General features: G+C 70.8%; 12 protein-coding genes. 5 read left to right on the top strand and 7 right to left on the bottom strand.

Annotated elements, in window-relative coordinates:
- Nucleotides 1–485 precede the first annotated feature (485 nt).
- Nucleotides 486–3,284, bottom strand: a complete 2,799-nt coding sequence (locus ACIBI4_RS16195) for a nitrate- and nitrite sensing domain-containing protein (RefSeq protein ID WP_399204518.1) — start codon at nucleotides 3,282–3,284, stop codon at nucleotides 486–488.
- A gap of 281 nt (nucleotides 3,285–3,565) precedes the next feature.
- Here ACIBI4_RS16195 and ACIBI4_RS16200 point away from each other — a divergent pair, with 281 nt between their 5' ends.
- Nucleotides 3,566–3,922 (top strand): LytR/AlgR family response regulator transcription factor, encoded by a 357-nt coding sequence (locus ACIBI4_RS16200; RefSeq protein WP_399204519.1) that lies wholly within the window; start codon nucleotides 3,566–3,568, stop codon nucleotides 3,920–3,922.
- 143 nt (nucleotides 3,923–4,065) lie between these two features.
- Nucleotides 4,066–4,494, top strand: a complete 429-nt coding sequence (locus tag ACIBI4_RS16205) for a Rieske (2Fe-2S) protein (RefSeq protein ID WP_399204520.1) — start codon at nucleotides 4,066–4,068, stop codon at nucleotides 4,492–4,494.
- A gap of 11 nt (nucleotides 4,495–4,505) precedes the next feature.
- Here the strand turns inward: ACIBI4_RS16205 and ACIBI4_RS16210 are convergent, their stop codons facing one another.
- A complete protein-coding gene (locus ACIBI4_RS16210; protein ID WP_399204521.1) occupies nucleotides 4,506–6,248 on the bottom strand; it encodes an alpha/beta hydrolase in 1,743 nt (580 codons plus the stop codon).
- A 78-nt stretch (nucleotides 6,249–6,326) separates the two neighbouring features.
- A complete protein-coding gene (gene uvrA / locus ACIBI4_RS16215; protein ID WP_399204522.1) occupies nucleotides 6,327–9,395 on the bottom strand; it encodes an excinuclease ABC subunit UvrA in 3,069 nt (1,022 codons plus the stop codon).
- 221 nt (nucleotides 9,396–9,616) lie between these two features.
- Between uvrA and ACIBI4_RS16220 the strand changes: the two genes are divergently transcribed.
- The 3 genes from ACIBI4_RS16220 to ACIBI4_RS16230 all read left to right on the top strand — a co-directional run bounded on the left by ACIBI4_RS16220 (nucleotide 9,617) and on the right by ACIBI4_RS16230 (nucleotide 12,552).
- Nucleotides 9,617–10,303 (top strand): maleylpyruvate isomerase family mycothiol-dependent enzyme, encoded by a 687-nt coding sequence (locus ACIBI4_RS16220; RefSeq protein ID WP_399204523.1) that lies wholly within the window; start codon nucleotides 9,617–9,619, stop codon nucleotides 10,301–10,303.
- A 72-nt stretch (nucleotides 10,304–10,375) separates the two neighbouring features.
- A complete protein-coding gene (locus tag ACIBI4_RS16225; protein ID WP_399204524.1) occupies nucleotides 10,376–11,032 on the top strand; it encodes an MBL fold metallo-hydrolase in 657 nt (218 codons plus the stop codon).
- Nucleotides 11,033–11,235: 203 nt separating this feature from the next.
- The gene (locus ACIBI4_RS16230) at nucleotides 11,236–12,552 is read left to right on the top strand and encodes an MFS transporter (protein ID WP_399204525.1); all 1,317 of its coding nucleotides are present in this window, start codon (nucleotides 11,236–11,238) and stop codon (nucleotides 12,550–12,552) included.
- A 69-nt stretch (nucleotides 12,553–12,621) separates the two neighbouring features.
- Here the strand turns inward: ACIBI4_RS16230 and ACIBI4_RS16235 are convergent, their stop codons facing one another.
- From ACIBI4_RS16235 to uvrB, 4 genes are all read right to left on the bottom strand, one after another.
- A complete protein-coding gene (locus ACIBI4_RS16235) occupies nucleotides 12,622–13,644 on the bottom strand; it encodes a TerC/Alx family metal homeostasis membrane protein (RefSeq protein ID WP_399204526.1) in 1,023 nt (340 codons plus the stop codon).
- A gap of 311 nt (nucleotides 13,645–13,955) precedes the next feature.
- Nucleotides 13,956–15,938 carry a TerD family protein gene (locus ACIBI4_RS16240; protein ID WP_399204527.1) on the bottom strand — a complete coding sequence of 661 codons (1,983 nt, stop codon included), beginning with the start codon at nucleotides 15,936–15,938 and terminating at the stop codon, nucleotides 13,956–13,958.
- 159 nt (nucleotides 15,939–16,097) lie between these two features.
- Nucleotides 16,098–16,676 (bottom strand): TerD family protein, encoded by a 579-nt coding sequence (locus ACIBI4_RS16245; protein ID WP_399204528.1) that lies wholly within the window; start codon nucleotides 16,674–16,676, stop codon nucleotides 16,098–16,100.
- A 189-nt stretch (nucleotides 16,677–16,865) separates the two neighbouring features.
- Nucleotides 16,866–19,028, bottom strand: a complete 2,163-nt coding sequence (gene uvrB, locus ACIBI4_RS16250; protein WP_399204529.1) for an excinuclease ABC subunit UvrB — start codon at nucleotides 19,026–19,028, stop codon at nucleotides 16,866–16,868.
- Nucleotides 19,029–19,044 lie beyond the last annotated feature (16 nt).

Raw genomic sequence — 19,044 nt, forward strand, 5'->3', positions numbered from 1 at the left:
GCTGGCGGTAACCGGACCATGGGGGCGTCCCTGACCGCGAGTTGGGGGTTGGCCAGGACGACACCGCAGGCCGGGTCGGTGATGCTGGAGGTCTCGGGAGAAACCCGGAACGTACGGGTCGATGAGGCGGATGTCATGCGGCAGTCACGGTTCGAGCGCAGTCGGCGGTGGTCGGCCCGTGACCGCTCCGCCGCCGAGCGGGGCGGGGTCCCGCCCGACGGTGGGCATCCGCTCTCCATCGGCCCGCGGGACCCCGGCCTCGTCCGCAGCCGGCGGACCGTGCGCACCATTGCGCGCCCTCAGACCGGACGGAACCCCCGGTCCGTCCGGCCGCCCGGCCGCCCACTGGCGAACGCGTTCTGTTAAGTCCAAGGCCCCCCACTTGGCCCCCTCGCGTTCGCCGGGCGGCCGGCGTGCCGTCCCTTCGGCTGCCGCGCGCCCGGTCCGTCTCCTGCCGCGCGCTCAGTCCGACTCCTGCCGCGCGCTCAGCCCGGCTCCTCCGGTGGCCTCCTCGGCGCAGGCAGCCGTACCGCCAGTGAAGTCCCCTCCCCCGCCTGGCTGCTGACCCGCAGCGTGCCCCCGATCGCCTCCACGCGGTCCGCGAGGCCGACAAGGCCCGAACCGTGCGCCGGTTCGGCGCCGCCCACACCGTCGTCGGCGATGGCGAGCTCGACGGACTCCGTGCCGCGGGTCATCCGGACGGTCACGACGGAGGCGCGGGCGTGCTTCGCCGTGTTCGCGAGGGCCTCGGAGACCACGTAGTACGCGGCGACCTCCACCGGTTCGGGCAGCCGGTCGCGCGGGATGCGCAGATCGAGTTCTACGGGCACGGCCGAGCGGCGGGCCAGGGCGCGCACGGCGGGGCCGAGCCCGCCCTTCGAGAGGATCGCCGGGTGGATGCCGCGGGACAGCCGCTGCAGCTCGTCGAAGGTCTCCTGCAGTCCGTGGCCGATGTGGTCGAGCAGGCCGAGGAGCTCGCCGGAGCCGTCGGGGGCGAGCGTCTCGGCGGTGCGCAGCTCCAGCTGGAGCGAGACGAGACGCTGCTGGACGCCGTCGTGCAGATCGCGTTCGATCCGGCGGCGTGAGGCGTCGGAGGCGGCGACGACGCGGGCGCGGGACGCGGCGAGCTGTGCCCGGCTGTCGGCGTTGGCGATGGCGCTGACGATCAGCTCGGTGAACGCGGCGAGCCGGGTCTCGGTACCGGGCGGCAGCTCCTGCCCGCCCGCGGCCGCCGCGATCACCGCGCCCCACAGCCGTCCCTCCACGACGATCGGCGCACCGGCCGTACCGCCCTCGCTGACCGGCTCCCCGGTGCGCGCCACCTCGGTGACGGCCGCCTCGTCCTGCAGGGCGACCAGTGCCGCACCCGCATCGCCGAGCGCGGTGACGCGGCCGTCGGGCCCGTACCGTACGACAGCCGCCGAGGGCGTCTCCAGGAGCAGGCCCACCTCGCGTGCCACCTCGCCGAACAGCCGCTGCGGCGGCACTCCTTGGGCGACGAGGGTGGCGACCCGGCGCAGCGCGCTCTGCTCGCCCTGCACACGGCGGCGCTCGGTGACATCGCGGGCCGCGGCGTGGATCAGGCCCTTCTCGGGGACAGGCCGCGCGTTCCACTGCAGCCAGCAGAAGGAGCCGTCGGCGCGCAGATAGCGGTTCTCGAAGCGGAGGACCTCCTGGCCCTCGGAGAGCCGGCCGAGCGCCTCGACCGTGCGCTCACGGTCCTCCGGCAGGACGAGGTCCAGGAACGGACGGCCGAGCAGCACCTCGGGCGGATGGCCGAGCACCTCCTCGAAGGCGGGGTTGACCCGGTGGAAGTAGCCCTCCTGATCCGCGATGCACAGCAGGTCGGCGGAGAGCGTGAACAGGTTGTCGACCTCGTGCTCGGCCTCCTGGCGGCGCCCGTGCAGATTGCCGAACGAGGCCATGGTGCCGTTGAGGCCGTCGAGCAGCTGGGCCCAGGTCCCCTCGAACGCGCCCGCCTCCGCCCGGTGGTCGAGCCGGTCCTCGTCGATGGCCTCGGTCATGGCGCGCACCTGCGCGGTCAGCCGCTCCACGGTGCCGCGCAGCTGCCGGAAGGCCTCCGCGAGGGAGCCGATCTCGTCGGGGCCGCGGTGCCGGATGTCGTAGGAGAGGTCGCCGGCCGCCAGGGCCTGCGCGCCGTCGGCGACTTCGGCGAGGGGCCGGGCGATGGAGCGCCGCAGGGCGAGCGCGAAGGCGGTGACCACGGCGAGCAGGACGAGGAAGAGCACGAGGTCGCGCCAGGCCCTGGCCTCCGCGTTGTGCACGCCGTCGGCGGCCGAGGCGCGCAGGGCGTCCTCGGCGGCGCGGCTGACCGTGCGCAGTCCGTCCATCCGGGTCGAGGAGGCCTCGGCCCAGCGCTCGGGGGTCGGATGCGGGGTGGATTCGCCCTTCGCGAGCTGGGCCCGCACATCCCGTACGAACGCGGAATCGGGCCGGGAGAGGACGTCCGCGAGACGGGACTTGAGGGGCTCTGACGCGGTGCGCCGGAACGTGTCGAGGCGGGCGCCCTCCAGGGCGGGCCAGCGGCTCGCGGTGGTGTTCGAGCGGTCGGGCGGCTCGGCGAACAGGATGACGAGCTCGGAGCGCTCCGCCCCGGCGGCCTCGGTCGCCTGGATCATCGACAGATGGGCGACGGCGACGCCGCCCGACGGCTCACCCGGCTCCCGTACGTCGACGACCGCGACCAGGTCCACCACCTTCATCACGACGGCGCCGAAGCCCGCCGCGACATGGTCGACGGTGACCGCGCGGGTGTCGTGGTTGCGGCGCAGGGCCGCGAGGTCCTGGGCGATGGCGTCCATCCGTGCCGTGAAGCGGCCCTCCTCGGCGGCCCGGCGGCCGGCCTCGGTGGCGGCGGCATTGGTCGTACGGCGGGCTGCGGCGAGCCGCTCCTCGGCCTCGGGCCCGGCCCTGAGCGCGTCGAACATGCTGGCGAGACGCTCTTCGGCGAGGGCGTCGGCGAGCGCTCCCGCGGCGAAGGACACCCGCGTGGACCGGTCGAAGTCCCGCAGCCGCTCGGCCTCGCGCCACTGCCCGGCGGCGGAGAAGACGGTGAGCGCGAGCAGGACGCCGACGGGCAGCAGGGCGAGCAGCAGCAGCTTGGTGCCTACGCGGAGCCGGGCGAAGAGGGGGGTGCCGCGGACTGAGGGGCGGCCTGAGGGGTGGTCTGAGAGGCGGCCTGAGGGACGGTTTGCGGCGCTGCCAGGAGGAGCACCTGAAGGATCGTTCCTGCTCCCCCGCGCCCACCGCTCGCGCACACCCATGGCGCACCCCCGGCCCCTCCGCCATGCGCCGCCGACGGAATGGCGCCGCCTCGGCCACGGTCATGGTAGCGCCGGGGCGGACGGATGCCGATGTGTACGGAGGTGGGCGGATACGGAGGGGCCGCGGGGCAACTCAGGGAGCGGGCGCGGTGGTTGAGGGGGCCGGGGCGGATCCGTACCGGAGGTGTCGGCGGTCTCCGGCGGTGTCAGGCGGTGTCCGGCCGCAAGGATTCCCGCTAGCAGGAAGGCGGGCGGGGGCACCGCCTTGGGACGCTGGGCGCATGGCGATGCGCTGTCTCCTCGTGGACGACAACGCCCGCTTCCTCGAGGCAGCGAAGGCGCTGCTCGAGCGGGGCGGTGCAAGCGTGGTCGCTCTCGCCGGTTCGAGCACCGATGCGCTCGCATTCGCCAGGGAGCTGCGACCTGATGTCGCGCTGCTCGACATCGACCTCGACGGGGAGAGCGGCTTCGACGTGGCCGAGCTGCTCTCCGGGATCGTCCCGCACCTGATCATGATCTCGACGCATGCGCAGGAGGATTTCGAGGAGCTCATCGCGGAGAGCCCGGTCCTCGGGCTGCTGCCGAAGTCGCTCCTGTCGGCGGAGGCGGTCGGCGAGATGGTGGGCGCGGAAGGCTGAAACCTGGCGCAGGTGCGGGCGGACCCTGACGCCGGGGCGGGTGAACCCTGGCTCCGAGGCGGGTGAACCCTGGCTCCGGACCGGGTGATCTGTGCCGGTATCGTCGAGCGGGTCAGCCGTACCTCCTGAGCTGTGGAGTCTCCATGCCCGGCAAGGCCACCACCCGTCGTACCGTCCTCAAGGGCGCCGCCCTCGCGGGGACCGCCGGGCTCGGCGCCGCGGCCTGCTCCACGGACTCCGATCTCGGCAAGGCCAAGGAGCCCACCCCGACCGCGCCGGTCGACCTGGGCGCGGCCTCGGCCGTACCCGCGGGCTCCTCGAAGCTCTTCCGCGAGCAGCGGCTCATCGTGACCTGCTCCAAGGACGGTAAGTACTCGGCCCTGAGCGCCCAGTGCACCCACGCCGGCTGCGTCCTCGACAAGATCGAGGACAACCACGGGCACTGCCCCTGCCACGGCAGCCGCTTCAACGTCACGAACGGCGCCGCGGTCGAGGGCCCGGCCTCCGTACCCCTGCCGAAGGTCCCGGTGCGGGTCGTCGACGGCAAGCTGATCGCCGGGCCCAAGGCGTAGTCGCCGCGCTCTCAGTACGGCGAGGGGCGCGCGTCGAGGTACGCGCGGAGTCGGGCGGTGTCCTTCGCGGTCCAGCCCTTCGGCGGCAGGACCGCGGCCCAGCCGTCCACGGAACCCGTGCCGTAGCGGTGGCCGTGCGGTGCCTGCACCCCGTACGAGACGGCCATGTCGACCGTGGTCTGCCAGAAGGTCACGAACGGGAACCAGTTGATCTCCGGCGTGATGTCCGGGCCCAGCGGCTCGTCCAGCCATTCCGGCCGTTCGAGCAGCAGATCCGGTGACCACCAGACGATCGCGTCGGAGGCGTTCTGCAGCACGACCGTCCGCGGATGCCCCCACTCGGCCCGCGGACGCCGGAGGTCCTCCTCCGGGAACTGGGCGAAGCGCACATTGCGGCCGCCCTCGAACTCCGGCCGCCATACGGGACTTCCCTCGTCCCTGCGTTCGCGCAGCTCACGGGCGATCGGCGAGAAATTGGGCACGCCGAGCAGCAGCGCGCCATCGGTCTCACCGAGCAGTTCATCGACAGTTCCGTACGTGGCCTCGATGGCGTACGCGCCGAGGCTCTCCCCCGTGACGACGAGCTTGGGGCGGCGCTCGGCCGGCATCGCGTCGAGCTCGGTGCGTACGGCGTCGACGAGGGCGCGGGTGGCCTTGCCCGCCTTCTCCTTGTCGACGAGGAAGGAGACCCAGCTGGGCAGATACGAGTACTGCACGGCGACGGTCGCGGTGTCCCCGCCGTACATGTACTCCAGGCTCTCGATGACGGTCGCGTCGATCCAGCCCGAGCCGGTGGTACCGGCGATGGCCAGTACCTCGCGCTCGAAGGCGCCGGTGCGCTTCAGTTCGCGCAGGGCCAGCTGGGCCTGGGCCGCGAAGGGCTCCTCGTCCGCGAAGGCAGCGGGGGCCGAGGAGCTGATGTAGACGCGGACGGGGTCCTTGGCGGGCTTGCCGGTGAACTCCGTGATCCGGTCGCCGCTCAGCGTGGAACCCGTGAAGTTCCGCCCCTGCAGACCGAGTTCGCCCCATTCGACCGCCGAGCCGGGGCCTCCGGAGACGAGGCGGGACGTCGGGCGGTGGATGCCGTCCTTGGTGTCGCCGTTGGTCGCCTTGGCGATCCGGTCCGCGACGTCGATGATGCCGCGCTGGAAGACCACGTCCTGCAGGGCCGTGGACACCACGATGCCGCTCACGAGAAGTCCGACGCCGATGGCGACGGGCCGGGGAAGACGGCGGCCGAGCCAGTGGATGAACCGGCTGGACCCGAGCCGTACCGAGCGGGCGAGCAGCAGGATGAGAAGCCAGAGCGCGACAGTGATCAGGCCGATCATCGGGGTGTGCCAGGTCAGGGACGGCGGCAGGCCCTGCAACTGCCTCAGCTGGCGCTGCATCTGGGCGCTCTCGGAGATCAGCCAGCCCGCGAGAACCGGGCTGAGCACCCAGTACGCGAGCCAGCACCGGACCCTGGCCTTCGCGCTGGGGCGCCATTTGACGATCCAGCGGAACAGCGAGCTGAGCACGCTGCCCACCGCGTAGCCGATCGCTGCGGTGATCCCGCCGATGACGCCCTGGAGCAGCCAGGGCCGGGGCACGAGCGAGGGCGTCAGGGACAGCCAGAAGAAGACCGTGGCGACACAGAGGGCGAAGAGATCGGGCCAGCGCCGTACGAGGTAGGTCTCGTCGGGCCGCTCCCAGAAGGGTTGCGTGACGAACCGCTTGCCCAGTTCTCTCAGCTTTTGCCCCGTGTGACGCATGGGGCAACTGTAGTTGGCGGGGTGTCAGGGACAGCTGGGATTACCCGCCTGCCTGCCCCTGACACCTCGCACTCGACTTCAGCTCTTGCGCGCCCCGGTCGCCTTCTTCACGGGCGCCTTCTTGGCGGGAGCCGCCTTCTTCGCGGACGCCGTCTTCTTCGCGGCTGCGGGAGCGGTCTTCTTCGTCGCGCCCGCCTTCGCCGAGACCGCCTTCTTCGCCGGGGACTTCGCGGCCGCGACCGTCTTCTTCGCCGCCGCCTTGCGCGCGGGCTTACGGGCCTGCGGCACCCCCGCGTCACTGATCCGCTCGGCTTCGAGGATGTTCGCGAGGAACTTGCCGGTGTGGCTGGCCGGCACCCCGGCCACCTCCTCCGGCGTGCCCTCGGCGATCACCAGACCGCCGCCGGAGCCGCCTTCGGGACCCATGTCGACCAGCCAGTCCGCGGTCTTGATGACATCGAGGTTGTGCTCGATGACGATGACCGTGTTGCCCTTGTCGACCAGGCCCGAGAGCACCTTGATCAGCTTGCTGATGTCCTCGAAGTGCAGACCGGTGGTCGGCTCGTCGAGCACATACACCGTCCGGCCCGTGGAGCGCTTCTGCAGCTCGGAGGCGAGCTTCACGCGCTGTGCCTCACCGCCGGAGAGCGTCGGCGCGGACTGCCCCAACCGCACGTATCCCAGGCCCACTTCGTTGAGCGTCTTGAGATGGCGGGCGATCGTGGGCACGGCCTCGAAGAAGCCGTGGGCCTCCTCGATCGGCATGTCAAGGACCTCGGCGATGGACTTGCCCTTGTAGTGGACCTCCAGCGTCTCGCGGTTGTACCGCGCCCCGTGGCAGACCTCGCACGGCACATAGACGTCCGGCAGGAAGTTCATCTCGATCTTGATCGTGCCGTCGCCCGAGCAGTTCTCGCAGCGGCCGCCCTTGACGTTGAACGAGAAGCGCCCGGGCAGATAGCCGCGCACCTTCGCCTCGGTCGTCTCCGCGAACAGCTTGCGGATGTTGTCGAACACACCGGTGTACGTGGCCGGGTTGGACCGCGGCGTACGGCCGATGGGCGACTGGTCGACGTGCACGACCTTGTCGACGAGATCGTCGCCCTCGACGCGGGTGTGCCGCCCGGGCACGGACCGCGCCCCGTTCAGCTCACGCGCCAAGTGCGTGTACAGGATGTCGTTGACCAGCGTCGACTTACCCGAGCCCGAGACTCCGGTGACCGCCGTGAGCACCCCGAGCGGGAAGGCCACGTCGATGTCCTGGAGGTTGTTCTCGCGCGCACCGTGGACCACGAGCTGCCGCCCGGGGTCGACGGGACGGCGGATGTCCGGCACCGGGATGGACTTCTTGCCCGACAGGTACTTGCCGGTCATCGACTCGTCGTTGCCGAGCAGCTCGGCGAGCGAGCCGCTGTGCACGACCTTGCCGCCGTGCTCACCGGCGCCCGGGCCGATGTCGACGACCCAGTCGGCGACCTTGATGGTGTCCTCGTCGTGCTCGACGACGATGAGCGTGTTGCCCATGTCGCGCAGGCGCACGAGCGTCTCGATGAGGCGGTGGTTGTCGCGCTGGTGCAGGCCGATGGACGGCTCGTCCAGGACGTAGAGCACACCGACCAGGCCCGAACCGATCTGTGTGGCGAGGCGGATGCGCTGGGCCTCGCCGCCGGAGAGGGTGCCCGCCGCGCGGTTCAGGGAGAGGTAGTCGAGGCCGACGTCGACGAGGAAGCGCAGCCGCTCGTTGACCTCCTTGAGGACCCGCTCGGCGATCTTCTTGTCACGGGCGTTGAGCTTCAGCTGCCCCAGGAAGTCCGCGCAGTCCGAGATCGACATCGCGGAGACCTCGGCGATGGACTTCTCCATCACGGTGACCGCGAGCACGATCGGCTTGAGGCGCGTGCCCTGGCACGTCGGGCAGGGCACTTCGCGCATATAGCCCTCGAAGCGCTCACGGCTCGCGTCGCTCTCGGCCTCCGAGTGCCGGCGCTTCACGAAGGGCACCGCGCCCTCGAAGGGCGTGGTGTAGACCCGCTCTCGGCCGTACCGGTTGCGGTAGCGCACCTCGATCTGGGTCTTGTGCCCGAACAGGAGTGCCTTCTTGGCGCGCTGCGGCAGCGCCGCGAACGGCATGTCCGCGCTGAAGCTCAGGGCGTCGGCGAGCGCGCCGGTGAGCCGCCCGAAGTACTCCTTGGTATGGCCGTGCGACCAGGGGTGGATGGCGCCCTCGTCGAGCGACTTGTCCTCGTCGGGCACGATCAGCTCGGGGTCCACCTCCATGCGCGTACCGATGCCGGTGCAGTCGGGGCAGGCGCCGAACGGCGAGTTGAACGAGAAGGAGCGCGGCTCCAGCTCCTCGAACGACAGGTCGTCGTACGGGCAGTAGAGGTGCTCCGAGTACATCCGCTCGCGCTCGGGGTCGTCCTCGGGGAGGTCCACGAAGTCGAGCACGACCATGCCGCCGGACAGGCCGAGCGCGGTCTCCACGGAGTCGGTGAGGCGGCGCTTGGCGCTGTCCTTCACCGTGAGGCGGTCGATGACCACCTCGATGGTGTGCTTCTCCTGCTTCTTGAGCGTGGGCGGCTCGGAGAGCTGGATGGTCGTGCCGTCGACCCGCGCCCGGCTGTAGCCCTTGGTCTGCAGGTCGGCGAAGAGGTCGACGAACTCGCCCTTGCGCTCGCGCACGAGCGGCGAGAGCACCTGGAAGCGGCTGCCCTCGGGCAGCTCGAGCACCTTGTCCACGATGGCCTGCGGCGACTGCCGCGAGATCGGGCGGCGGCACTCGGGGCAGTGCGGCTTGCCGATGCGCGCGAAGAGCAGCCGCAGGTAGTCGTAGACCTCGGTGATGGTGCCGACCGTGGAGCGCGGATTGCGCGAGGTCGACTTCTGGTCGATGGACACCGCCGGGGACAGGCCCTCGATGAAGTCGACATCCGGCTTGTCCATCTGGCCGAGGAACTGCCGTGCGTACGACGACAGCGACTCGACATAGCGGCGCTGGCCCTCGGCGAAGATCGTGTCGAACGCGAGCGAGGACTTGCCGGAGCCGGACAGGCCGGTGAACACGATGAGGGAGTCGCGCGGGAGGTCGAGCGAGACGTTCTTCAGGTTGTGCTCGCGCGCGCCACGGACGATGAGACGGTCGGCCACGCCGGTCCGCACCTTTCTTGATGGGAGAGCGGGGGCGGGGCCCCGTTTCTCAGAGTACGAGGGCCGCCTCAGCGATGGACTGGTAACTGCCGAGACAGCGGGATTGCGATGAGGGCCCGACTGTCAAGGATGCCTCGGTCGAGCCTATAGCACGCACATTCGATTTACGGTCATGCTCCACCACCTTCACCCGAAGGAGTGGCAGGACTATCGTCGAGGCCATGAATGATCATGAGCACGACCTTCGTCTCCTGCAGGAAGCGACCGACCGGCTGCTGACCGCGGCGGCCAAGCTGGACAACGCCGCCCTCGCCGGACCGTCACGCCTTCCTGGGTGGACCCGTGGTCATGTGCTGGCGCATGTCGCCCGCAATGCCGACGCCCTGGTGAACGTCTTCTCCGGCCGCCCCATGTACGTCAGCGCCGAGGCGCGCGACGCGGACATCGACCGGGACGCGCCGCGCCCGGCCGCCGTCCAGGTCGACGACGTCCGTGACAGCGCGGCCCGCTTCGCGGCACAGGCCGCCGAGCCCGCCGACTGGTCGCGCACCGTGGAGCTGCGCAACGGCATCACGGATGTGGCCTCCCGCGTCCCGTTCCGCCGCCTCGTCGAGGTGGAACTGCACCACGTCGACCTCGGCGTCGGCTACGAGCTCGAGGACCTGCCCGCGGAGTTCACCGACCGGGAGATCGCCTTCCTCGCGGACCGCTTCGCCGGCAACGCCGCCGTACCCCGGATCGCCATCACGGCGACCGACGGCCGCCAGTGGACCACCGGGCGCGCGGACGGCGAGGCCGTCTCCGTGATCGGCCCCGCGCCCGCGCTGCTCGGCTGGCTCGCCGGCCGCCGCGAAGGCGCGGGCCTGGAGTGCGACGCGGGCCTGCTGCCCGTACTGCCCGCCCTGTAGCGGACCGCAGCCCACCGGGCGGGCAGCCGGCGGCCGCTGTGGGCCGCCGGACCCGCTCGGTACGCTGAGCTCATGACGTACAGCGGAGCGGTGACGGTCGGCGGACCTGCGGATGTGCATGAACTTGCGGATCTGATGATCTCCAAGGTCGCGGTCGGCCCGATGAACAACAACGCCTATCTGCTGCGCTGCCGGGCCACCGGCGAGCAGCTCCTGATCGACGCGGCGGCCGACGCCGGCACGCTGCTCACCCTGATCGGCGACGACGGCATCGCCTCCGTGGTCACCACGCACCGGCACGGTGACCACTGGCAGGCGCTGCGCGAGGTCGTGGACGCGACCGGTGCGCGCACCTACGCGGGGACCTACGACGCCGAGGGCATCCCGGTGCCGACCGACGTGCTCGTCGGGGACGGCGACACCGTCCGTGTGGGCCGGTGCGAGCTCACCGCGCGCCACCTCGTCGGCCACACCCCGGGCTCGATCGCGCTGATCTTCGATGATCCGCACGGCCACCCCCATGTGTTCAGCGGCGACTGCCTCTTCCCCGGAGGCGTGGGCAACACCTGGAAGGACCCGGCGGCCTTCGCCAGCCTGATCGACGACGTGGAGACCAAGATCTTCGGCGCGCTGCCGGACGAGGCCTGGGTCTATCCCGGACACGGCGACGACACCACGCTGGGCGCCGAGCGCCCGCAGCTGCCGGAGTGGCGCCGCCGCGGCTGGTGAGACCGGTCCCGTGAGGGTCGTACGGCCGTCGTGACAGATGTCCATGCGTCCGATCGTGGCACCTGCCACTGACAATCGACCGTTTGCGCAGCTCAGCGCCCTAGGGCGAGGTCCGTGGCGGACGTCGTGAACCCACCGCGCCCCGCGCACGGACAACCGGCCACGCTGCGTAACCGCCCGCGGCGACGGGCAGTTGACGCGTCATGCACGACGCACCCACGGGCCCCGCCCAGCCACCCCCGCCGCCCGTCTCCATGACCCGCCTGGCAGCCGCCTCCTTGGCGGGCACGGCCATCGAGTTCTACGACTTCTTCATCTACGGCACGGCGGCCGCCCTGGTCCTCGGCCCGCTGTTCTTCCCGACCTTCTCGCCGCTGGCCGGCACGCTCGCCGCGTTCGGCACCTTCGGCATCGGCTTCATCGCACGACCGCTCGGCTCGGTGCTTTTCGGCCACATCGGTGACCGGCGCGGCCGACGCCCGGTCCTGATCGGCTCACTGCTCCTGACGGGCGGCGCGACGGTGGCCGTGGGCTGCGTCCCCACGTATGACGCGATCGGTGTCTTCGCACCGCTCCTGCTGCTCGTGCTGCGCTTCCTGCAAGGTCTCGGCCTCGGCGGAGAGTGGGGCGGCGCGGTGCTGCTGACGGCCGAGCACGCTCCCGCCGCCAAGCGCGGGCTGTGGTCGAGCTTCCCGCAGATCGGCCCCTCCGTCGGCTTCCTCCTGGCCAACGGCGTGATGCTCGCGCTGACCGCCGGCCTGAGCGACGCCCAGTTCGCGGCGTGGGGCTGGCGCGTGCCGTTCTGGGCGGCGGGGCTGCTCGCGGTGGCCGGATTGTGGCTGCGGCACGCCGTCACCGAGACACCGCATTTCCTCGGTGTACAGGAGCACGCACGCGTGCCGCTGTTCGAAGTGGTGCGCGGACACGGGCGGCTCGTGCTGCTCACGGCCGGTTCGATGGCGATCGGGTACGCGATCTTCTACACCGTCTCGACCTGGGCGCTCGCGTACGGCACCGAACAACTCGGCGTCGCCCGCACCGTGATGTTGACCTGCATCATGGCCGCGGTCGCGATCAAGGGCGCCCTGACCCCGTTCGCGGCGATGCTCGGCGACCGCTTCGGACGGCGGCCGCTGTGCATGGCCGGGGCGGGGGCCGCGGCGCTGTGGATGTTCCCGCTGATCGGTCTGCTCAGCACCGGGGAGCCGCTGCTGATGTTCTGCGGGTTCCTGGTGGCGCTGCTCGCGTTCATCACCATGTTCTCCGTCCTGGCGGCGTATCTGCCGGAGCTGTACGAGCCGAGGGTGCGCTGCACGGGCGCCGCCGTGGGCTACAACCTGGGCGGGGTGCTCGGCGGCGCGCTCACCCCGATCGTGGCGACGGCCGTGGCGGGGCACAGTGACGGGCCGCCGTGGACCGTGGCCGCGTATCTCACGGTGATCGCGCTGCTCAGCCTGGGCTGTTTCGCGCTGCTGCCGGAGACCCGGCCGGCGGCCGTGCGGGAACCCGCCTCCGCGTAGCCGGGGTGTGAACGACGGCAGCCCGCCCGCACCGGAGTGCGGACGGGCTGCGGAAGGACGCGGGCGGGATCAGGCGTCGATGCCCGCCTTCTCGTCGGGACCCGCGGCCGGCTTCGCCGCGGCGCGCGCCTCGGCCTCCGCCTCGGCCGCGGCGATCTTCTTGGATGCCATGAGGCTGGTGATCGTGGTGATCACCAGGACACCGCAGATGACGGCGAGCGAGACCGGGATGGAGATCTCCGGTACGTGCACACCGCTCTCGTGCAGGGCGTGCAGCACCAGCTTCACGCCGATGAAGCCGAGGATGACCGACAGGCCGTACGAGAGGTGGACCAGCTTCTTGAGCAGGCCGCCGATGAGGAAGTACAGCTGCCGCAGGCCCATCAGGGCGAACGCGTTGGCGGTGAAGACGATGTACGGGTCCTGGGTCAGACCGAAGATCGCGGGGATCGAGTCCATCGCGAAGAGGATGTCGGTCATACCGATCGCCAGCATGACGACGAGCAGCGGCGTCATGACCTTCTTGCCGTGCTGCACGATGAAGAGCTTGGTGCCGTGGTACTTGTCCGCGACGCCGAACTTCTTCTCGATCGACTTGAGGAGCTTGTTCTCCTCCCAGTCGTCCTCGTCCTCGTCGGCCCGCGCCTCCTGGATGAGCTTCCAGGCGGTGTAGATCAGGAACGCGCCGAAGATGTAGAACACCCACGAGAAGCTGGCGATGATCGCGGCGCCCGCGGCGATGAAGATCGCGCGCAGCACCAGGGCCACCAGCACACCGACGAGCAGCACGCGCTGCTGCAGATGGGACGGCACCGAGAACTTCGCCATGATCAGGATGAAGACGAAGAGGTTGTCGACGCTGAGCGACTTCTCGGTGATGTAGCCCGCGAAGAACTCGCCCGCGGCCTGGCTGTTGCCCCAGATGAGCAGGCCGATTCCGAAGAGCACGGCGAGCACGACCCAGACGACCGTCCAGATCCCGGCTTCCTTGATGGACACGTCGTGGGGCTTGCGCCCGATGAAGAAGTCAACGGCGATGAGGGCACTGAGGCCCAGAATCGTGAGGACCCAAAGGGTCATGGAAACATCCACTGCGCCTCCGGCAGTACGTAACGGCACAAATCCAGCGTCGTCGCTGCCGGAGGTCTCCTCCACCCGAGGTCGTTCACCTCTCGGTCGGGCCGACGTCCCGGAACCCCTGTGGGTCCGTATTGACGGGATCGTCGCAGTCGGGAGTACTCCCCTCCGCACGCAGAAGACTAGCGGTAAACCCAAGAGAAGGTAAAGGGTGAGGTAAAGCACACCCCAAGTTCGCAGGTCAAGAGGCTGACGACAGGGAAAGAAATGGCAAAGGGCCCCCCTCCACGGGGAGCCCTTCACGAGACGTCAGGAGTACGGGACCGTCAGCGGCCCCACTCGCGCCGCGCCTGCGCCACCTGGGTGAGCACCTGCTGGAGCACGGCGCTGCCGGGCGGGACCAGCGCCGGCTGGTACGTCCAGGCGTGCCCGATCCACGGGTCGGCCAGGTGGTCGTCCGGCACCGGCGTGAGACGCAGCAGGGAGCGCCACAGCGGGTCGAGGACCGGTCCGTACGCCGAGGCGTCCTCCCGGTCGGCGACGAGCATCAGATGCACGCCGACGGCCGGGCCCTCGTCCGCGAGATAGCGGAGCTGGGTCACGGCGCGGTCGTCGAAGCCGTGCGGGAAGCCGTTCACGATCAGGAGCTGCTCGGCCGTGTCGAGGTCCGGCGGCAGCGCGTCCGTGGCACCGCCGCGGATCGCCATCTGCACCAGTTCGACGCGCTTGGTCAGCCGGGCGAGGACCTCGGTGACGCCCGCGGCCCCGTAGCCGGGCTGGTGCGGCATCACACCGGACTGCAGCAGCGGCGCCAGCGGGCCGGCCGCGCTGCCGCCCGCGTCGATCGCGTGGACCGCGAAGTCACCCGGCGGGTAGACCGCGAGCAGCCGCGAGGCGTGCGCGACCGCCGTCTCCAGGGCGAGCCGCTGCAGCTCACCGCTGTCGTGGAAGCTCATGCTCCCGGAGGACGAACGGCCCGCGTCGATCCACAGTCCGCGCTCCAGGGGCAGCCGCATCAGCAGCGGAATCCGGACGTCCGCGCTCTCCGGCAGATGCAGATCGCCCAGGCGCAGCGCCATGGGGACCTCCATCGGCGGGCGGTACGCGTGCCAGACCGGGTTGTCCCAGGCCGCGAACGCGGGCGGCAGGGCCGGCTCGACGACCTCGGCCTCGGCCCGGAGCTGGGCCAGATCGCGGTCGAGCACCTCGCGTGCCTGGTCGACGAGTCGGGCCTGCTTGGCGCGGGCCGCCTCGCGTGCGGCGTCGCCCGTGCCGCCGATGCGGCTGCGCGGGTCGGAGAGGACCTTGTCGAGCTCCTGCTCCATCCGCGACTCCGCGAAGTCCACGGCGCTGCGGTACGCGGCCGTGGTGCGGGCCAGGTCCTCGAACATGCCCCAGACCTGGTTGTACAGCCGCTCCTCCATCGACCAGCCGGTCGCGTCACCGGCCACCGGCTGCGCGGGCTGTCCCGGCTGCGCGGGCGGCGCCGTGGGCGGCGGGGTGGGCGGGGCCGCGGCCGCGGGACGACGGGACGGGTGCGCGTAGTTGACGCCGCCGGCGCCGGACTGCTGCTCGGGCGGTACGGAGGCTCCGGGACCGCCCGTGGAAGCGGGCTGCGGCCCGGTGGCGGGCTGGGCCGGCGAGGCGGGCTGCGGAGCGGCGGGCACGCCGTGCTCGCCCGCCGAACCGGCGGCCGCGGTGCGGCGCACCCGGTCGGACTCGGCCGTACGCGGCGGGGGCGGCGCGACCGAGCGGGCCATCCCGCGGGCCACCGCGTCGAGGATCTGGCCGGCGATCTCGCGCGCCTGGGCGAGGCCCTGGTCGGCGAGCATCTCGGCCAGCCCGCCCGCATAGCCCTGGCCGACGGCGCGGACCTTCCAGGCGTCGTTCCTGCGGTACAACTCCAGGGCCACGACGGCCGATTCGGGGTCCAGGTCGGTGATCGTGTAGCTCGCGACCTCCGTACCGTCGAGTCCGGTGACCGCGATGAAGGGGGCCGCGACCGCGCCGAAGCGGACCGGGCCGCCGACGCCGACGGGCAGCGCGAGCAGGACCGTCACCCGCTCCACTCCGTCGGCCAGCGCCTCCAGGTCCACGGCGAGGCGGTGGTCCGCCGCGGCCTGCTGGGACACTTCGAGGCCCGGCAGCTGCGGCGCCCCCGGGTGGGCGATCCATTCGGCGCCGCGCACCTTGCCCTGCGCGTCACCGAGCGTGGCGCCCGCCACGATGGGTTTGCCCGCGGATACCCGGATCTCCAGACGGGTTTGAGGCAGCGGGGCGTTCTGACCCCGTACCAGCTCGACCGCCATGGTGTTGGTCCCCCTCGTCGCTGCGTTCGATGGCGCGGCTCCGTGCCGGATGGCGCGGCTCGGTGCCGACGCGCTTGCGTGGTGCGCGCAGATGCGCGCGGACGCGGACGGCTCCCGGTGGCCCTTCGGGCGCCCGGGAGCCGCGTACCGCGAACTGCCTCAGAGGCTCGGCAGGATCGCCGGCATCAGGTCCTGGAACGTACGGCCGTTGGCCGGCTGACCGAGCGCCGTCATCGTCCAGCCGCCGCCGGTGCGGTGCACCTTCGCCATGATCTGGGCGGTGTACTGGCCGCCGCCGTCGAGGGTGTAACGCGCCATCTCCTGGCCGTTGGTCTCGTCGACCAGCCGGCAGAACGCGTTCTGCACCTCCTGGAAGGTCTGGCCCGTGAACGAGTTGACCGTGAACACGATCTGGTCGATGTGGACCGGGACGCGCGCCAGGTCGACAAGGATCGACTCGTCGTCGCCGCCCTGACCGGCGCCGCCGACCAGGTTGTCACCGGTGTGCCGCACCGAGCCGTCGTCGCTGACCAGGTGGCGGAAGAACACCACGTCGACCGGCTGCTTGTCGGCGAACAGCACCGCCGACGCGTCCAGGTCGATCTCGCGCGTACGGGATCCGAACAGGCCGCGGCGCGGGGCCGCCTGCCAGCCGAGACCCATGCGCACCGCGGTCAGCGTGCCCCCATCGCTCTTCTGCAGGCTGATGGCCTGACCCTTGGTCATGTTGACCGTCACGCGCTGTCCCCTCTCATCGCCTTACTCATCCCCGCCCACCGCCTGTGCGTGATGCGGTTGCCCTGAACCCTACGCAGTAGGACCGACAAGCCCACCCCCGGGCCTCGGGTTTGTGTCGGTCTTGCAACACTCGCGGCCCCCGCCGGGCGACTTGGGCCGCCCTGTGGGCGATTTGCCCGCCCACAGGGCTCAGGCCAGCCCGGCCTCCCGCATCTGGCGCAGCTCCTTCTTCATCTCCGAGACCTCGTCGCGCAGCCGCGCCGCGATCTCGAACTGCAGGTCGGCGGCTGCCGCGCGCATGCGCTCGGTCAGCTCCTCGATCTGCTCCGCCAGCTCGGCCGCGGGACGGTCCGTGGGCGTGACCGGCTCGCCCTTCTTCGCCTTGCCCTTGGCGGCCTTGGTCTTCCCGTCGGTGTCCTTCGTCCGCAGCGAGGGCACCGGCGCCTTGGCGCCCTTGCCGTCCTTCTGGCCCTTGCGGTAGCCGGAGCCGAGCAGCTGCTCGGTGTCGACCTCCTCGCGGGCGATGGTCGCGACGATGTCGTTGATCTTCTTGCGGAGCGGCTGCGGGTCGATGCCGCGCTCCTTGTTGTACGCGATCTGCTTGGCCCGGCGGCGGTTGGTCTCGTCGATGGCCTTCTCCATCGCCGGGGTGATCTTGTCCGCGTACATATGGACCTGGCCGGACACATTGCGCGCCGCGCGGCCGATGGTCTGGATCAGGGAGGTGCCCGAGCGCAGGAAGCCCTCCTTGTCGGCGTCGAGGATCGCGACGAGCGAGACCTCGGGCAGGTCGAGGCCCTCGCGCAGCAGGTTGATGCCGACGAGGACGTCGAACTCACCCGCGCGCAGCTCCCGCAGGAGCTCGACACGGCGCAGTGTGTCGACATCGCTGTGCAGATAGCGGACCTGGATGCCCAGCTCGAGGAAGTAGTCCGTGAGGTCCTCGGCCATCTTCTTCGTGAGGGTGGTGACCAGGACGCGCTCGTCCTTCTCGGTGCGCTGCCGGATCTCGTGCACCAGGTCGTCGATCTGCCCTTCGGTGGGCTTGACGACGACTTCGGGGTCGACGAGGCCGGTGGGGCGGATGATCTGCTCCACGAAGCCGTCGCCGCGCGAGAGCTCGTACTGGCCGGGGGTCGCCGACAGATACACCGTCTGCCCGATGCGCTCCTTGAACTCCTCCCACTTCAGCGGGCGGTTGTCGAGCGCGGACGGCAGCCGGAAGCCGTGGTCGACGAGGGTCCGCTTGCGCGACGCGTCGCCCTCGTACATCGCGCCGATCTGCGGCACGGTGACATGCGATTCGTCGAGGACGAGCAGGAAGTCCTCGGGGAAGTAGTCGAGCAGGGTGTGCGGCGGGGTGCCGGGCGAGCGTCCGTCGAAGTGCATCGAGTAGTTCTCGACGCCGGAACAGGAGCCGATCTGGCGGAGCATCTCCAGGTCGTACGTGGTGCGCATGCGCAGGCGCTGGGCCTCCAGCATCTTGCCCTGCTTCTCCAGCTCGGCGAGACGCTCCCCCAGCTCCTTCTCGATGTCGTTGGCGGCGCGCTCCAGACGCTCCGGGCCCGCCACATAGTGCGTGGCCGGGAAGACATGCAGCTCCTGGTCGTCGCTGATGACCTCGCCGGTGAGCGGGTGCAGCGTGGAGAGCGCCTCGATCTCGTCGCCGAACATCTCGATCCGCACGGCCAGTTCCTCGTAGACCGGGAAGATCTCGATGGTGTCGCCGCGCACGCGGAAGGTGCCCCGGGTGAAGGCCAGGTCATTGCGCGTGTACTGGATGTCGACGAAGCGGCGCAGGAGCTGGTCGCGGTCGACCTCCTCGCCGACCGTGAGGTGCACCATGCGGTCGACGTACTCCTGCGGCGTGCCGAGACCATAGATGCAGGAGACCGAGGCGACCACGACGACATCGCGGCGGGTGAGCAGCGAATTGGTGGCGGAGTGGCGCAGGCGCTCCACCTCCTCGTTGATCGAGGAGTCCTTCTCGATGTAGGTGTCCGACTGCGGGACGTACGCCTCGGGCTGGTAGTAGTCGTAGTACGAGACGAAGTACTCCACCGCATTGTTCGGCAGGAGCTCGCGGAACTCGTTGGCCAGCTGGGCCGCGAGGGTCTTGTTGGGCGCCATCACGAGCGTGGGGCGCTGGAGCTTCTCGATCATCCAGGCCGTGGTGGCCGACTTTCCCGTGCCGGTCGCGCCGAGCAGGACGACATCCTTCTCGCCGGCGCGGATGCGGCGCTCCAGGTCGGCGATGGCCGCCGGCTGGTCGCCGCTGGGCTGGAACGGACTGACGACCTCGAAGGGCCGCTCGCTGCGCTGGATGTTCTGGATGGTGGTCTCGGGCCGCATGCAACCACCGTACGAC

The organism is Streptomyces sp. NPDC050418 (assembly GCF_044458745.1).
GTDB lineage: Bacteria > Actinomycetota > Actinomycetes > Streptomycetales > Streptomycetaceae > Streptomyces.

What these genes read in the sequence shown, in the direction of transcription:
- ACIBI4_RS16195 (WP_399204518.1), bottom strand. Translation starts at nt 3,284, where the DNA reads ATGGGTGTGCGCGAGCGGTGGGCGCGGGGGAGCAGGAACGATCCTTCA.
- ACIBI4_RS16240 (WP_399204527.1), bottom strand. Translation starts at nt 15,938, where the DNA reads ATGGCGGTCGAGCTGGTACGGGGTCAGAACGCCCCGCTGCCTCAAACC.
- ACIBI4_RS16210 (WP_399204521.1), bottom strand. Translation starts at nt 6,248, where the DNA reads ATGCGTCACACGGGGCAAAAGCTGAGAGAACTGGGCAAGCGGTTCGTC.
- uvrB (WP_399204529.1), bottom strand. Translation starts at nt 19,028, where the DNA reads ATGCGGCCCGAGACCACCATCCAGAACATCCAGCGCAGCGAGCGGCCC.
- ACIBI4_RS16225 (WP_399204524.1), top strand. Translation starts at nt 10,376, where the DNA reads ATGACGTACAGCGGAGCGGTGACGGTCGGCGGACCTGCGGATGTGCAT.
- ACIBI4_RS16220 (WP_399204523.1), top strand. Translation starts at nt 9,617, where the DNA reads ATGAATGATCATGAGCACGACCTTCGTCTCCTGCAGGAAGCGACCGAC.
- ACIBI4_RS16205 (WP_399204520.1), top strand. Translation starts at nt 4,066, where the DNA reads ATGCCCGGCAAGGCCACCACCCGTCGTACCGTCCTCAAGGGCGCCGCC.
- ACIBI4_RS16200 (WP_399204519.1), top strand. Translation starts at nt 3,566, where the DNA reads ATGGCGATGCGCTGTCTCCTCGTGGACGACAACGCCCGCTTCCTCGAG.
- ACIBI4_RS16230 (WP_399204525.1), top strand. Translation starts at nt 11,236, where the DNA reads ATGCACGACGCACCCACGGGCCCCGCCCAGCCACCCCCGCCGCCCGTC.